The sequence below is a fragment of the Pseudomonas sp. GCEP-101 genome (assembly GCF_025133575.1).
In the GTDB taxonomy this organism is placed as follows: domain Bacteria; phylum Pseudomonadota; class Gammaproteobacteria; order Pseudomonadales; family Pseudomonadaceae; genus Pseudomonas; species Pseudomonas nitroreducens_B.
On the sequence record NZ_CP104011.1, the window covers coordinates 5,303,876 to 5,318,709 of the forward strand.

The following is a 14,834-nucleotide window of genomic DNA, read 5'->3' on the forward strand; positions in this document are numbered from 1 at the left end:
AAAAGTGATGCCCATAGCCAGAATGAAAACGCCGGGATCGTGCCGCTGGCGGGGCGTTGCGGGCGATAACCGACGGCTATCGCGATACCCAGGATTCAGCCGACCCGGGCCGCGCATTGGCCTAAAGTCCGCCGCCATCAGCGATTCCCGACCCCGAGGTGGACCATGAAGATTGCGTTGACCGGCGACAGCATCCTGCAGCGCCGCCTGAACAGCCGCGACGACGAAACCCTGCGCCCGCTGTTCGACCTGCTGCGCGGCGCGGACGTCAGCTTCACCAACCTGGAAGTACTGCCCAACGACTTCCAGGGCGATGCCGTGCTGGAAAGCGGCGGCTCGCACTTCGGCGCGCCATCCTGGGTGCTCGACGAGCTGGTGGACGGCGGCTTCGACCTGTTCTCCACCGCCAACAACCACAGCCTGGACTACGGCATCGCCGGCCTGCACGCCGCCCATGCCCAGCTGCACAAGCGCGAGCTGCTGTTCGCCGGCACCGGCCGCAACCTTGAGGAGGCACGCCGCCCGGTGTACTGCACCAGGCCCGCCGGCACCGTCTCGCTGCTGGCCTGCACCTCCACCTTCGGCAAGGGCCAGGAAGCCAGCGAGCAGACCCGCGACATGCCCGGCCGCCCCGGCCTCAACCCGCTGCGCTACGACACCGTGCACCAGCTCGACGGCGCGCAGATGGAGGCCATGCGCGGCATCATCGCCAGCCTGGGCCTGGACCGCCTCTACCAGGGCGCCGTGGACCTGGGCTTCGCCCACCCGATTCCCGATCCGTCGCTGGCGGTGTTCGGCCCCTTCACCCCGCTGCTGTTCCGCCAGGGCGAAAGCGCACGCCTGCGCACCCTGCCGCGCAAGAAGGACATGGACGACATCCTGCGCTGGGTCGAGGAAGCGCGGCTGATGTCCGACGTGGTGGTGCTGAGCATCCACGCCCACGAACTGGGCCACGACGCGACCGGGGAATGGAACCTGGAAGTGGCCGCCGAATTCATCCAGCCGGTGGCGCGGCGCATGATCGACGCCGGCGTCGATATCGTCGTCGGCCACGGCCCGCACCTGCTGCGCGGCCTGGAGATCTACAACGGCAAGCCGATCTTCTACAGCCTGGGCAACTTCATCGGCCAGAACGAACTGGTGGAACGCCTGCCGGCGGACAGCTACGAACAGTTCCGCGTGGACCGTAACCAGACGCCGTCGAAGGTATTCCTGCAGCGCACCCAGAACGACACCCGCAGCTTCCCCTCCGATGCGCGCTTCTGGGAAAGCCTGGTGCCGGTCTGCCAGTTCGATGGCCGCCGCCTCACCGGCATCGAACTGCACCCGGTGAGCCTGGGCCTGGGCGAAGCGGTGCACCGCCGTGGCCGACCGCGCCTGGCCGAAGGCGAACAGGCCGAGGCGATCCTGCAGCGCTTCGCCGCACTCTCCGAGCCCTACGGGACGCAACTGTCCATGGACGGCCCGGTGGCGCGCGTCCGCCTCTGATCAGGCGCCAAGCGCTGCCGCCCCTTGTAGGAGCGAGCTTGCTCGCGAACCGCTTCTGCCGGCACCGATGCTGCCATGCGGTTCGCGAGCAAGGACTGGGCGTCCCCTCGCTCCTACAGCGAAAGGTCCTGCCAGTGCGGCCACCATGACCGCTCAGCCGAAATTTCGATGGCGGCGAAACCCTGCCCGGTCAAAACCAGCACCCCCACCGCAGCAGGAGTGCCTGGTATGACCGTGAACATCGACAACCTGAACATCGCCCTGCCCGTCGGCAAGACGCCCACCGACACCCTCGCCATCGAGCTGCCCGGCCCGCAGGCCCTGGCTCAATACCCCGAGCTGGTGACGCGCTTGCCCGACGGCAGCCTGCGGCTGACCGCGCCGACCCAGGGCGCGGCGAGCAAGAGCGTGCACCGCACCCGCTGCGAGTGGAAGGAGCCCATCTACTGGGCGCTGAGCAGCGCCACCGAGCACGTCAACCGCCAGCTGATGGCCGTCACCCAGGTGAACTCCGCGCAGAAGGTGGTGATCGCGCAGATGCACGTGAAGGACGATGACAGCCCGTTGCTCAAGGTGTTCTGGCAGAAGGGCAAGCTGACCATGGGCTTTCGCCAGAGCTTCAACCAGGAGACGCCGGTGAACAGCACCGTGCTGGACAACGTGCCGCTGGGCACGGATTTCGACATCCTGATCCGCGCCACGTCCAGCCTGACGCTGACGGTACAGGCCAGCTGCAATGGCCGCACCTCGAACGTGGCGCCCATGACGCTCGACGCCAGCTGGGCGGCGCGCGTGTTCGACTTCCACGGCGGGGTCTACAACCAGATCGACTTCAGCGCGACGACGCTCGCGACCGATGCCTCGGTGTGCGTGATCAAGGATCTGCAGATCAGGCATGCGTGAGTGCCACAGGCACGCGGCGCCGCGTGGCGCCGTTCGCGGGCGTGGCCCGCTCCTACAGAAATACGACGGCATCCGGTAGTCTGTGATCGCACTCCACCAGAGCCCAAGAGCATGCCCGCCCTCACCTGCCCCCACCTCACCGGCCAGCACGTCGAACTCCTGCCCCTGCGCGCCGAGCACGCTCAGGCCCTCCTCGATGCCGCCGCCGACGGCGAGCTGTGGAACCTGAAGGTCACCGTGGTGCCCGGCCCGGATACCGTCGATGGCTACATCGCCAAGGCCGAAAGGGGCCAGGAGGAAGGCAGCGTCCTGCCCTTCGCCATCCTCGACCGGCGCACGGGGAAGATCGTCGGCAGCACCCGCTTCTGGAAGGTCGACCGCACCAACCGCAAGCTGGAGATCGGCCACACCTGGCTTGCCCTGTCGGCGCAGCGCACGCCGATCAACACCGAGGCCAAGCTCCTGCTGCTCACCTACGCCTTCGAGGCACTGGACTGCGTGCGCGTGCAGTTCACCACCGACGAGCTGAACGAGAAATCCCGCGCCGCCATCCTGCGCCTGGGCGCGGTGCAGGAAGGCATCGTCCGTCACGAACGCATCATGCCCGACGGCCGCAAGCGCAACTCGGTGCGCTTCAGCATCATCGACAGCGAATGGCCCGAGGTGAAGGCGCGGCTGTTGCAGCGGCTTGCCCCACAGCAGACCTGAACAGAAGGAGCATCGGCATGCTGTCCCACGTCTTTCTCGGCACCACGGATTTCGAGCGCGCGCTGGCGTTCTATCAGCCGCTCATGCAGGTGCTGGGCTATCCGCTGAAGTTCATCGAGCGCGAACGCCCCTGGGCCGCCTGGATGCCGGCGGACGCGCCGCGCCCGCTGTTCATCGTCGGTGCGCCATTCGAAGGCAAATCGGCCCCCGGTAACGGGCAGATGCTCGCGCTGGCAGCCAGCTCCCGCGCGATGGTGGACCGAGCCTACGCCGCAGCCCTGGCCAACGGCGGCACGTGCGCGGGCGCCCCGGGGTTGCGCCCGGAGTACCACGCGCACTACTACGGCGCCTACCTGCGCGACCCCGACGGCAACAAGCTCTGCTGCGTCTGCCACGAGCCGGAGTGAGGCGCCGCGCCGCTCAGCCCTGGTAGAACACCTCGTCGCTGTACGGGTACCACCAGGAGTGGATCTGCGGCTGGTGGTCGATGATCACCATCTTCGAGCGGCGGAACGCATCCAGCCCCTGGCGGCCCAGCTCGCGGCCCATGCCGGACATCTTCCAGCCGCCGAACGGCAGCGCATCGTTGTCGATCAGCGGGTTGTTCACCCAGACCATCCCCGCCTCCAGACGATCCGCCGCTTCCATGGCTTCAGCGAGATCAGTGGAGAACAGCGAGGCGCCCAGGCCGAAGGGCGAATCGTTGGCCAGGCGCACGGCTTCGTCGAAGTCCTTCACCTTGCAGATCGCCGCCACCGGGCCGAAGCATTCCTCGTGGAAGATCGCCATGGCTGGGGTGACGTCGGTGAGAATGGTCGGCTCGTAGTACCAGCCCACCGCGAACTGCGGCGGGATGCGTCCGCCGCAGACCAGCGTGGCGCCCTTGGCGAGGGCGTCGTCCACCAGGCGGATCACCTTCGCGCGGGCCGCCTCGCTGACCATCGGGCCGATCTCGGAACGCTCCAGCCCATGGCCGATACGCAGCGCGCGGGTGCGTTCGGCGAAGCACGCGACGAATTCGTCGTGCACCTCATCGACCACATAGAAGCGCTCCGCCGAGGTGCAGATCTGCCCGCTCAGGTGGAAGGCTGCGGTCACCGCGCCGGCCGCTGCGATTTCCAGTGGCGCGTGGCGGGAGATGATCATCGGGTCACTGCCGCCGGCCTCGATCACCGCCGGCTTCATCCGCTCGGCACAGGCCACCGCCACTGCCTTGCCGGCGGCGACGCTGCCGGTGAAGGCCACGGCGTGGGTGCGCTCGGACTGCACCAGGCGCTGCGCCGTGCTGGCGTCGCCGGGTACGCAGCTGACCATCCCCGCCGGCAGCACCTTGAAGTGCTGCATGAACTTCAGCGTGCACAGCGTGGTGCTTTCCGCCGGCTTGACGATGCAGGCGTTGCCCGCCGCCAGCGAGGCGGCCAGGGTCCAGCACATCAGCAGGATGGGGAAGTTGAACGGCATGATGTGCACGCTGACGCCGTAGGGCTCGTAGCGCACATGCTGGAACGAGCCGAGCTGCGTGGTGCCGGCGACCTTGCCGGCCTCGTCGCGAGCCATCTCGGCGTAGTAACGGAAGATCGGCGCGCAGTTGGCCAGCTCGCCCATGGCCTCGGGGAACGGCTTGCCCATTTCCAGGGTCATCAGCCGCGCCACTTCGCGCTGGGTGGCCTGGTCGGTTTCGATGGCGTTGGCCAGTTGGTGGAGGATCGCCGCGCGGGTTTTCGCATCGATGCGCTTCCACTGGCGCTGCGCCGCGTTGGCTGCGTCGATGGCAGCGTCCACGTCCTCGGCGTCGCACAGGGCAATGCGCCCGACCGGGGTGAGGTCGGCGGGGTTGACGATGTCGCGCAGGCGCTGCGTCGCCACGCCCTGGTAATCCGGGCCGATGAAACGCAGGGGCCGATCAACGTGGAAGTCGGTCATGGAATGCTCCGCAGGGATTGGGAAGAAGCCAGGCGCTGGGCGACCACGTCGCTCTCAAGCCCCTGGCGCCAGTTCGGCAGGTGGGTGTCGAGCAGCGCCGCCAATGGGCGCAGGTGTTCGCTGTCGAGCGCGCGCTGGAATAGCCGCAGCACGCGCGGCAGGTGCTTGAGGTAGCCGTGCTTGCCATCGCGTTTGGCCAGGCGCACGAAGATGCCCAGCACCTTGGCGTGGCGCTGCGCGGCGAGCACCTGGTAGTCGGCCATGAAGCGCCGGCCGTCCACCTCCGCACGCTGGCCGAGGTAACGGGTGAGCAGGGTCACGCGCAGGGTTTCGGGAATGTCGCGGCGCGCGTCTTCGAGCAGGGACATGAGGTCGTAGGCCGGCGAGCCGAACAGCGCATCCTGGAAGTCCAGCAACCCGCACGCGGCCACGCCCGCCCTGCCCTCCAGCAGCATCAGGTTGTCCACGTGGTAGTCGCGCAGTACCAGCACCTCGCGGCGCAGGGCGACGTCGCGCCAGAGCGCAGCGAACTCCGCCAGATAGCGCTCGCGCAGCAGCGCCGCGGCCTTCTCGCCCACCAGCAGCGGCGCGTACCAGTCGATGAACAGCGCCGCTTCGTCCGCCAGTTTCTGCCCGTCGTAGGCCGGCACGCCCTCGGCGGCCTGGGGCCCGGCGCGGTGCAGGCGCACCAGGGCGTCCACGGCGAGGCGGTACAGCGCCGCCTCGTCATGGCCGGCGGCGAGCAGCCGGGTGTAGGTCGCATCGCCGAAGTCCTCGACCAACGCCAGGCCCAGTTCGCGGTCGGCGGCCAGCACGCCCGGGGCGGAAAGCCCGCAGTCGCGCAGCAGCTGCGCCACCCGCAGGTAGGGTGCCAACGGCTCGGCGCCGGGCGGCGAATCCATCAGCAGCAGTCCCTTGCCGTCGAGACGGAAGTAGCGCCGCATCGAGGCGTCCGCCGGCAGCGCGGTAATGGCCGCGCCGGCCAGGCCGTTGCCGGCGAGGAAGGTCTCGCGGGCGGCGGCACGGGTGGTGTCGCAGGGCAGGTTCATGGCATCACCGGATCATGTAGACCTTCTTGATGGTCTCGTGCACGGTGCACACGCCCTTCCAGTCCTTGGGGAAGAAGGCCGCCGTGTCCGGCTCGATCTCGATCACCTCGCCGGACTCGTGCACGTAGGTGCAGCGGCCTTCGAGGAAGTGGCAGAACTCGTCGCTGGTGACGTGGCAGAACCACTTGCCCGGCGTGCAGTGCCAGATGCCGCATTCGGACTGGCCCTCGGGCCCCTTGTGCAGGACCACGCCGCTGACGTGGGACTCGCCCTCGAGCATGGTCGGGATCACGCCCCAGTCCTTGAGTTCGGTGACCTGCAGCGGGCGGTGGATAACGGGGGTCTTCATCGTTCACTCCTGATGAGGCGAAGCATGGGGCGGATAACCACTCGCGGTTATCCGCCGATGGGATCGGGTGGGAATCAGGCCAGCATGTAGAGATTGCGTATCGTGCTGTGCACCGTGCATTCGCCGGTCCAGCCGGCGGGGAACAGCACCAGGGTGTCGGGCTCGACCTCGATCACCTCGCCCGCGTCGGAGCGGTAGGTGGCGCGGCCGGATACGAAGTGGCACAGCTCGTCGCGCGGAATCGACAGCCGCCAGCGGCCCGGTGTGCAGACCCACAAGCCGGTTTCCGGGCTGTGGTTCGGGCCCTTGAACAGCAGCCGGCCGCTGGAGTGCGAGACACCCTCCAGCGCGTCGGACTGCACGCCCCAGTCCACCAGGTCGTCGTAGTCGCGGGCGCCGCGGATGTGCGGCGCAGTGCTCTCTCCATTAAAGAAAGCGGCCTTGAACTCAGGCATGGTTCACCGCCTTGCCCTGGGCCAGCCGGTCGAGGATGCGCGCGGCATCTTCCGGCCCTTTGCGCGAGCGCATGTAGTCGCTGGTGCGCGCCAGCCGCTCGCGCATCAGCTCATCGCCCAGCAGTTGGGCGATGTTGCGCGCGAGGTCCTCCTCGCTCCAGTCGTAGCGGTCCATGCGCAGGCCATGGCCGCTCTCCTGGGCGCGCATGGCGTTGTCGTGGCCGTCCCACACATAGGGCATGACGATGGCCGGCTTACCGAAGAACAGGCACTCGGTGAAGCTGTTGTTGCCGCCGTGGTGGATCACCGCGTCGACCTGGGCGATCACCGAGGGCTGCGGGTACCAGTTGGAGACGATCACGTTGTCCGGCAGGTCGGTGTATTTCTCCACGTGCTCGCCGACGTTGAACAGCGCGCGGTACGGCAACTTGCCGATGGTGTTGACCAGGCGCTTGAGCAGCTCGACGTCGCCCGAGCCCAGGCTGCCGAAGCTGACGTACAGCAGCGGCTTGTCGTTGTGCGCCTTGAACTGCGGAATCTCATACGGCTTGTCGGTGCGCACGCAACCCTGCAGGTAGTGGAACTGCCGCGCCGGCAGCGGGTGGCGGCGCTGGAACTTCACCGGGTCCGGGTAGAGCAGCAGGTTCATGTAGGGCGACTCCTCGAAGAAGGTGCCCAGCGGGTACGGCCGCTCGCCGCACTGCGCGAGGAAGTCGTTGAAGTCGGCATGGATCGGCGCGATCACTTCCTCGAAGCGCTTCTGGAAGCGCGCGTGGCCTTCCTTGTCGTCCACGCTCATGCCCGACAGGTACGGCGGGATGTCCGGGTCGTGCACCTCGTTCTCCGAGCAGGAGATGATCCGCACCCAGGGCTTGCCGTAGTGCTTGATGGCCGGGAAGAGGATCACGTTGTCCACGCAGATCAGGTCTGGCTTGATGCGGTCGAGGATCGCCGGCAGCTCCTTCTGCGCCCACTTGGCGGTGGAGACGATGGCCTCCCAGCACTCCTTCACGTAGTTGTCGAGCTGGTCGATGGGCGCCTTGCGGAAGTTGGGGATATGGCCGTTGATGAAGTCGGTCCAGTAGCGCGCCATCTCCTCGGCCGGCATCGGCTCGGACATGTTCACGTAGTGCTCCTCGAAGCCGTAGGCGGCATACACGCCGGTCATGCCCGGGTCGGTGAGGAACACCGCCTTGTGCCCCAGCGCCTCGCAGGCCTGGGCAATGCCCACCGAATTGAGGGCCGGGCCGTAGGCGGCCTCGGGGAAGAATGCGATGACCTTGCGTTCACTACTCATGGTGCTCTCCAGTCAGTCTTGTTCTTAAGGCGATCAGTGAGTCAGCACGCGGCCATGCCGCGCATCCCAGCCCAGACGCACCGGCATGCCGGCGGCGAGTCGCAGGAAGTCGTAGTCCGAGGACGGCACGCGGACGATCAGCGGCTTGCTGGACAGCGCTGTGTTCACGTGCAGGTTGGTGTCCAGGCCGTGGTAGGCCACCTCGGCCACCTCGCCGTGGATCTGGTTGTCGGTGGCGGGCGTGGCGTCGGTGAGCACCCGCAGACGCTCCGGGCGCAGCGCCAGGGTCACGCTCTCGGGGCTCGACTCGGCGGTGGTCTCGATGCTCAGCACCTGGCCGCCGGCCTGCAGGCGGTTGGTGCCCACGCGGCGGCCCTCGATCAGGTTGCTGACGCCGATGAAGTCGGCGACGAAGCGGCTGCCCGGGTTTTCGTAGAGTTCGCTGGGGCTGCCGCATTGGCAGACCTTGCCGTCACGCAGCACGGCCATGCGGTCGGACATGACCAGCGCTTCTTCCTGGTCGTGGGTGACCATGATGAAAGTGATGCCGCTCTCGTGCTGCAGGCGCTTGAGCTCCAGCTGCATCTTCTCGCGCAGCTTCTTGTCCAGCGCGCCAAGGGGTTCGTCCAGCAGCAGCACACGCGGGCGCTTGACCAGGGCGCGGGCCAGGGCAACGCGCTGGCGCTGACCGCCGGAGAGCTGGTCCGGCCGGCGGTTGGCCAGCGCGCCGAGCTGCGCGGTGTCCAGCACCGCATCGACGCGCTGGCGGATTTCCGCGGCCGGCAGCTTTTCCATCTCCAGGCCGTAGGCGATGTTGCCGCGCACGGTCATGTTGGGGAACAGCGCATAGGACTGGAACATCAGGTTCAGCGGGCGCCTGTTCGGCGGCAGCGGCGAAATATCCTGGCCATTGAGGTAGATGGCGCCAGAGGTCGGCGTCTCGAAGCCGGCGATCATGCGCATCAGGGTGGTCTTGCCGCAGCCCGAGGGGCCGAGCAGCGCGAAGAATTCGTTCTCGCGGATGCTCAGCGACACCTGGTCCACCGCGGTCAGGCCCTCGCCATAGGATTTGCTCACCTGCTCCAGCACGAGCAGGTCGGATGACTTAGTCATGGGCTTTGGGCACCTTGTTCAGACGTTGGGAAGCGAACAGCGCGGTGAAGCTGACCAGCATCACCAGGGTGGCGAGGGCGTTGATTTCCGGCGTCACGCCGAAGCGGATCATCGAGTAGATCTGCATCGGCAAGGTGGTGGAGGCGCTCCCGGAACCTGAGTTGAAGAAGGCGATGATGAATTCGTCCACCGACAGGGTGAACGCCAGCAGCCCGCCTGCCATCACGCCGGGGAAGATCGCCGGCAGCAGCACGCGGCGCGCGGTGGTGAACCAGCCGGCGCCCAGGTCGGTGGAGGCTTCGAGGATGGAGTAGTCGAAGTGCTTGAGCCGCGTGCGCACCACCGCGCAGACGAAGGCGATGTTGAACACCACGTGGCTGAGGATGATCGAGTGCAGCCCCAGGCTCATCTTCAGCAGGTTGAAGAAGCTCAGCAGCGCGATGGCCAGCACGATGTCGGGGATGATCATCGGCGCCATCAGCAGGGTGTCGGCGAGGTTCGCCCCCTTCCTGCCGGGATTGTTGCGGGCGCGCATCTCCACCCCGAGGGCGAGCAGCGTGCCCAGCACGCAGGCGATGACAGTGGAAGTGAGCGCAACGATCAGGGTGTTCAGCGCAGCATGCTGGATCGAGGCGTTGGCCAGCAGCTTGGCGTACCACTTCAGCGACGCGCCGCCCCAGGCGGTGGGCAGGCCGCTGGCGTTGAACGACAGCAGGATCAGCACCAGGATCGGCACGTAGAGGAACGCGTACACCAGCCACAGGTGTGCGCCGAGGGCGATGCCGGAGGCGTTACGCATGGCGTTCACCCTCCGCGCCCTGGGCCCGGCGCGAGACCATGGCCTGGATGAACAGCAACAGCATCATGATGCCGATCAGGAAGAAGCTCAGCGCAGCGCCGAACGGCCAGTCGCGCGCGGTGAGGAACTGCGCGTAGATCAGGTTGCCGACCATCTGCACCTGCTTGCCGCCCAAGAGGTCGGCGGTGATGAAGTTGCCGATGGACAGCACGAAGACGAACACCGCTCCGGCGGCCACGCCCGGCACCGACAGCGGCAGGATCACCCGGCGGAAGGTGGTCCAGCCCGAGGCGCCGAGGTCCCGCGAGGCTTCCCAGAGTTCGTTGTCGATGCGCGACAGCGAGCTGTAGATGGCGAGGATGACGAAGGGGATGTAGTTGTAGACCAGCCCCAGCACCACGGTGGCGTCGGTGTACAGCAGGCTGATCGGCTCGCCGCCGTAGCCCAGCAGATGGAACAGCCGGTTGAGCAGGCCCTCGCGGTTGAGCAGCACGATCCAGGCGTAGGTGCGGATCAGGTAGTTGCTCCAGAACGGCAGCATCACCAGGAACAGGAACACCGCCTGACGACGCGGCGTGCTGCGGGTGATGGCGTAGGCCGCCGGGTAGCCGATGAGCACCGCGAACAGCGTGGCCAGGCCGGCGATCTTCGCCGAGCGCAGGAGGATGTCGAGGTACAGCGGGTCCACCGCGCGGCGGTAGTTTTCCCAGGTGAACACGTAGTCGATGCCGCCATAGGCACCGCGTTCGAGGAAGCTGTAGACCAGCACCAAGAGGCACGGCAGCAGCAGGAACAGGGCCAGCCAGCCAAGGCCGGGCGCGAGCAGCCAGGCCGAGAGTTTCCGGTCGGCGGACAAAGCGGTCATGCGTAGTTCCCCCAACCCCACGCCAGGTGGGGTGCTTCAGGGTTATTGAATGCAGTGAACTTGTGGGGCGAGCGAGCTAGAGCGAGGCAAGGCGAGAACAAGCGTGGGCGCGGATGTAAATAAGCAAGCCCGCGCTTGTTCTCAACGCAGCATCGCCGACGCGCAGCCGGCCCTACTGCGCAGCCATGATTTCGGTCACGGCGCGGGTGTAGGCCTTCTGCGTGGACCCGCCGACATCCCGCAACTGCTGCTGCTTGACCAGCTCGGCCGGCGTGGTGGTGAGGTTCGGGTACTTGGCCAGCAGGTCAGGCTTCAAGGTCGCCATCGCCGCCTGGTTGGGCACCTTGTAGAGGATGTTCTCGGCGACCCAGGCGTGGTTCGCCGGCTCCAGCATGTAGTTGATGAAGCGGTAGGCGGCGTCGGGGTTCTTCGAGCTCTTGAGCACGACCATGGTGTCCACCCAGAGGTCGGAACCCTCCTTGGGCACGACGAACTTGATCGCCTCGTTGGCCTGGGTGCCGTAGTTGCACCAGCCATCCCAGGCGTGGGCCATCAGCGCCTCGCCCGAGGCCAGCTTGGAGTAGAAGGTGGTGTCGTCGAAGGACAGCAGGCGCTTCTTGGTGGCGATCAGCTGATCGCGCACGGCGTTGATCTGGTCCGGGTTGCCGTCGTTGACCGACCAGCCGTTGGCGAGAAAGCCCGCCCCCAGCAGCCAGCGGTCGGTGGCCAGCATGGTGGTCTTGCCCTTGAGGGCATCGGAGGGTTTGAGCAGGTCGCTCCAGCTGGACGGCGCCGGGCTGACCTTGTCCGAGCGGTAGCAGATGCCGGTGGTGCCCCAGGTGTAGGGCACGGAGAAGTGATTGCCGACGTCGTACTCGAGCTTCTGCGCTTCGGGGTAGAGATTCTTCAGGTTCGGCACCTTGGCCGGATCGATCTCGGCGAGCAGGCCCTGCTTGTGCAGGATCTCGGCAAAGGGCGAGGACACGAACACCACGTCATAGCCTTCGCCGCCGGAAGCCATGAGCTTGCCCATGATCTCTTCGTTGGTGGCGTGGAGGGATTTGTCGGCTTCAAGGCCAGTGGCTTTCTGGAACTTCTCCAGGTTGTCCGGGGCCATGTAGCCGTCCCAGATGGAGATCACCAGATCCTTGGCGCTGGCCGTGGTGGCGGACAGCGTGAGCGCAAGGGTGGCCCCTGCGTAGAGCATGGTCTTCAGCTTCATCTTGCGTACCTGACGATTGGTTGTTGTTGTGTCGACGGCAGCGGAACGAAAAGCGTACTACATGTCTTTTTTCAAAAATAAAAACCGAACCGCTGGCGAAGTCAACAATTTCCTACAACCATTTCTCACATTCTTGTTGGACCACCCCCGCTGTGGCATAACGGGTCGCCCCTCTACCACGGGCCTGCTGGAGAGAAACCGCTTGAGCAAGGACACCGAAAAAAGACCGCGCACCAACCACCTGGAACTGGCCCGGCGGATCATCGAGCACGCCCAGGACACGGGATTGAGCGATGGCGACGGTCTGTCCGAGCAGCAACTGGCGCGCACCTTCGGCGTGTCGCGCACGCTGATCCGCGCGGGCCTGGACCTGCTGCTGGAACAGCACCTGGTGGCCCACGAGCCGGGCAAGGGCTATCGCCTGGCCGCCGACCCGTCCGCCCAGGTGCTCGGCCCCGCCCTGCCCCAGGCCGAGGAACAGGCGCTGGCCACCTCGGTGTTGCGCGACCGCATGGCCGGCCGGCTGGGCAACAGCCTCAGCGCCAGCGAACTGATGCGCCGCTACGACATCGGCCGCGCCGCCGCGCAGAAGGTGCTGGCGCAGCTCAGCGAAGACCAGGTGCTGGAGCGCGGCGCCGGGCAGAGCTGGTCGTTCCGCCCGCTGCTGAACAACCTGGCGGCGCTGGAAGACAGCCTGCGCTACCGCCTGATCCTCGAGCCCGAGGCGCTGCTCGCCCCTGGCTTCGAGCCCGATCTTGCGCGCCTCGCCCTGCTGCGCGGCGCCATGCAGGAGCTGCTCGGCGCGCCCATCGAGCGCTTCGACGTGGCGCAGTTCCGCGAGTTGGACATCGGCTTCCACGAACTGATCGCCCAGGGCTGCGGCAACCGCTTCGTCGGCGATGCCCTGCTGCAGCACCAGCGCCTGCGCCGCCTGCCCAACCTGTTGCCGATGGTCAGCGTGCACCGCCTGCAGGAGGCCCTGCGCGAGCATCTGCGGATCATCGAGCAGGTCGAGCGCGGCCAGCTGGAAGTGGCCGCCGACCTGATGCGCCTGCACTTGCGGCTGTCCTTCGCGCAGCGCCCGCAGACGGCCAACCGCGGCATTCCCCAGTCGTTCGCCGTAGGGCGTCGCTGATTATTTTTCTCTCAGGGTGTTTTTTTTAGCGAAAAAATGCAGTATCAGTTTCCCGCAGCGCCCGTGAGCCTGTTTACGATCTCGCGAGCCAGAGCAGAACAAGGCAAAAACAGGCGAGGATGCGGAGTTTACGAGCTGTAAATGAGCAATCCGAGCCTGTTTTTAACGCCGTTATGCCGACGCGCAGCAGATCGTAAACAGGCTCTGAGCAACACCCGGATGTGCCCATGACGCAAAGAACAAGAACCATCGCCTTCTTCCCCGAGGCCAGCTTCGGCGCCGCGCTGAACTGCATCGGTATCGCCCAGGCCCTGCGCGAGCTGGGCGCCCGCCCGGTGTTCATCTGCCATGCGCACTTCCAGGGCATCTTCGCCGAGTACGGCTTCGCCGAGTACCCGCTGCAGCTGGACTCGCCGCTCTCCGCCGCCGACCACCAGCACTACTGGGAGCGCTTCATCGAGCGCAACGTGCCGTACTTCGACCAGCCGCCCCTGGCGCAGATCGACAGCTACGTCGCGCCGGCCTGGGAAGCCATCATCGACACCGCCATCGAATCGGAAAAACCGCTGCAGCAGCTGCTCGCCCGGCTCAAGCCCGACGCCATCGTGCTGGACAACGTGGTCAGCTTCCCGGCCATCGCCGCGGCCGGCTGCCCCTGGGTGCGCATGGTTTCCTGCGCGGAAACCGAACTGCCCGACGCCGCCGTGCCGCCCTATCTGTCCGGCGCCAGCAGCCGCGATGCACAGGCCTGCGCCACCTATCGCGAACACTACCTGCGAGCGACCCGTCCCGCCCATGAGCGCTTCGCCCGCTTCCTCGCCGAGTGCGGCCACCCACCCCTGCCCGCCGGCCAGTTCCTCGAGGATTCGCCCTGGCTCAACCTGCTGCTGTCGCCGACGCCGGTACGCTACGAGCGCGAAAAACCGCTGCCCGCCGAGCGCTACCTGTACCTGGATGGCTGCGTGCGCAGCGAGGCGCCGTACATTCCCCCGCAGTTTCCCCGGCATGACGACGCCCCGCTGATCTACGTGAGTTTCGGCAGCCTGGGCGCCGCCGACGTGGCGATGATGCGCCGGCTGATCGACGCCGTGGCGCAATTGCCCTACCGCTTCCTGATCAACGTCGGCGCCTACCGCGAGCACTACGACACGGTGCCGGACAACGTCTACCTCGACAGCTGGTACCCGCAGCCGGCGGTGCTGCGCGAGTGCCAGCTGTTCATCCACCACGGCGGCAACAACAGCTTCTGCGAGGCGCTGTATTTCGGCCTGCCCTCGGTGATCATCCCCTACTGCTGGGACGGCCACGACAATGCCCGGCGCGCCGAGGAAGTGGGCGTGGCGCGCTACCTGCCGCGCTTCGAAAACCCGCTGGCGGCGCTGCCCGCCGCCCTCGCCGAGCTGCTCGCGGACCAGGCCATGCAGCAACGCCTGGCCACCGTGCGCGAACAGATGCAGACCTCGCGCGGCACCGAGGCGGCGGCGCGGGCGATTCTGGGGATTTGTGCGGACTGACGTGCTTGGAAGAA

Annotated in this window: 15 protein-coding genes; 6 read left to right on the forward strand and 9 right to left on the reverse strand. The window is 66.8% G+C overall.

All coding sequences use genetic code 11. From position 1 onward, the window contains the following. Positions 1-165 precede the first annotated feature (165 nt). From N0B71_RS23920 to N0B71_RS23935, 4 genes are all read left to right on the forward strand, one after another. Positions 166-1,488, forward strand: coding sequence for a CapA family protein (locus N0B71_RS23920; protein ID WP_259755347.1), 1,323 nt, complete (start codon positions 166-168; stop codon positions 1,486-1,488). A 228-nt stretch (positions 1,489-1,716) separates the two neighbouring features. Beyond that, positions 1,717-2,391: a polysaccharide lyase family 7 protein gene (locus N0B71_RS23925; RefSeq protein WP_259755348.1), complete on the forward strand. Its 675-nt coding sequence runs from the start codon at positions 1,717-1,719 to the stop codon at positions 2,389-2,391. A 111-nt stretch (positions 2,392-2,502) separates the two neighbouring features. Beyond that, positions 2,503-3,099: a GNAT family N-acetyltransferase gene (locus N0B71_RS23930; protein ID WP_259755349.1), complete on the forward strand. Its 597-nt coding sequence runs from the start codon at positions 2,503-2,505 to the stop codon at positions 3,097-3,099. A gap of 17 nt (positions 3,100-3,116) precedes the next feature. Then, complete coding sequence (locus tag N0B71_RS23935) at positions 3,117-3,506, forward strand: VOC family protein (RefSeq protein WP_259755350.1); 390 nt, start codon at positions 3,117-3,119, stop codon at positions 3,504-3,506. A 13-nt stretch (positions 3,507-3,519) separates the two neighbouring features. Here N0B71_RS23935 and N0B71_RS23940 read toward each other — a convergent pair whose 3' ends face one another. The 9 genes from N0B71_RS23940 to N0B71_RS23980 form a co-directional block, all read right to left on the reverse strand. Next, on the reverse strand, positions 3,520-5,022 hold the full coding sequence (locus tag N0B71_RS23940) for an aldehyde dehydrogenase family protein (protein WP_259755351.1): 1,503 nt from the start codon (positions 5,020-5,022) through the stop codon (positions 3,520-3,522). Continuing rightward, positions 5,019-6,071: an aminoglycoside phosphotransferase family protein gene (locus N0B71_RS23945; protein WP_259755352.1), complete on the reverse strand. Its 1,053-nt coding sequence runs from the start codon at positions 6,069-6,071 to the stop codon at positions 5,019-5,021. Before N0B71_RS23945 ends, N0B71_RS23940 begins: the two co-directional genes overlap by 4 nt. 4 nt (positions 6,072-6,075) lie before the next feature. Continuing rightward, on the reverse strand, positions 6,076-6,420 hold the full coding sequence (locus N0B71_RS23950; protein WP_017519228.1) for a cupin domain-containing protein: 345 nt from the start codon (positions 6,418-6,420) through the stop codon (positions 6,076-6,078). Positions 6,421-6,494: 74 nt separating this feature from the next. Next, the gene (locus N0B71_RS23955) at positions 6,495-6,875 is read right to left on the reverse strand and encodes a cupin domain-containing protein (RefSeq protein ID WP_259755356.1); all 381 of its coding nucleotides are present in this window, start codon (positions 6,873-6,875) and stop codon (positions 6,495-6,497) included. Continuing rightward, entirely contained in the window at positions 6,868-8,172 is a 1,305-nt protein-coding gene (locus tag N0B71_RS23960; RefSeq protein ID WP_259755357.1) for a glycosyltransferase, read from the reverse strand. Before N0B71_RS23960 ends, N0B71_RS23955 begins: the two co-directional genes overlap by 8 nt. 33 nt (positions 8,173-8,205) lie before the next feature. Beyond that, positions 8,206-9,285 carry an ABC transporter ATP-binding protein gene (locus N0B71_RS23965; protein ID WP_259755359.1) on the reverse strand — a complete coding sequence of 360 codons (1,080 nt, stop codon included), beginning with the start codon at positions 9,283-9,285 and terminating at the stop codon, positions 8,206-8,208. Further along, positions 9,278-10,084: an ABC transporter permease gene (locus N0B71_RS23970; protein WP_259755360.1), complete on the reverse strand. Its 807-nt coding sequence runs from the start codon at positions 10,082-10,084 to the stop codon at positions 9,278-9,280. Before N0B71_RS23970 ends, N0B71_RS23965 begins: the two co-directional genes overlap by 8 nt. Continuing rightward, positions 10,077-10,949, reverse strand: a complete 873-nt coding sequence (locus N0B71_RS23975; RefSeq protein ID WP_259755361.1) for an ABC transporter permease — start codon at positions 10,947-10,949, stop codon at positions 10,077-10,079. Before N0B71_RS23975 ends, N0B71_RS23970 begins: the two co-directional genes overlap by 8 nt. 172 nt (positions 10,950-11,121) lie before the next feature. Beyond that, on the reverse strand, positions 11,122-12,171 hold the full coding sequence (locus N0B71_RS23980) for a polyamine ABC transporter substrate-binding protein (RefSeq protein ID WP_259755362.1): 1,050 nt from the start codon (positions 12,169-12,171) through the stop codon (positions 11,122-11,124). 202 nt (positions 12,172-12,373) lie between these two features. Between N0B71_RS23980 and N0B71_RS23985 the strand changes: the two genes are divergently transcribed. Continuing rightward, positions 12,374-13,306, forward strand: coding sequence for a GntR family transcriptional regulator (locus N0B71_RS23985; RefSeq protein ID WP_259755363.1), 933 nt, complete (start codon positions 12,374-12,376; stop codon positions 13,304-13,306). A 227-nt stretch (positions 13,307-13,533) separates the two neighbouring features. After that, positions 13,534-14,820, forward strand: coding sequence for a glycosyltransferase (locus N0B71_RS23990; RefSeq protein ID WP_259755364.1), 1,287 nt, complete (start codon positions 13,534-13,536; stop codon positions 14,818-14,820). Positions 14,821-14,834 lie beyond the last annotated feature (14 nt).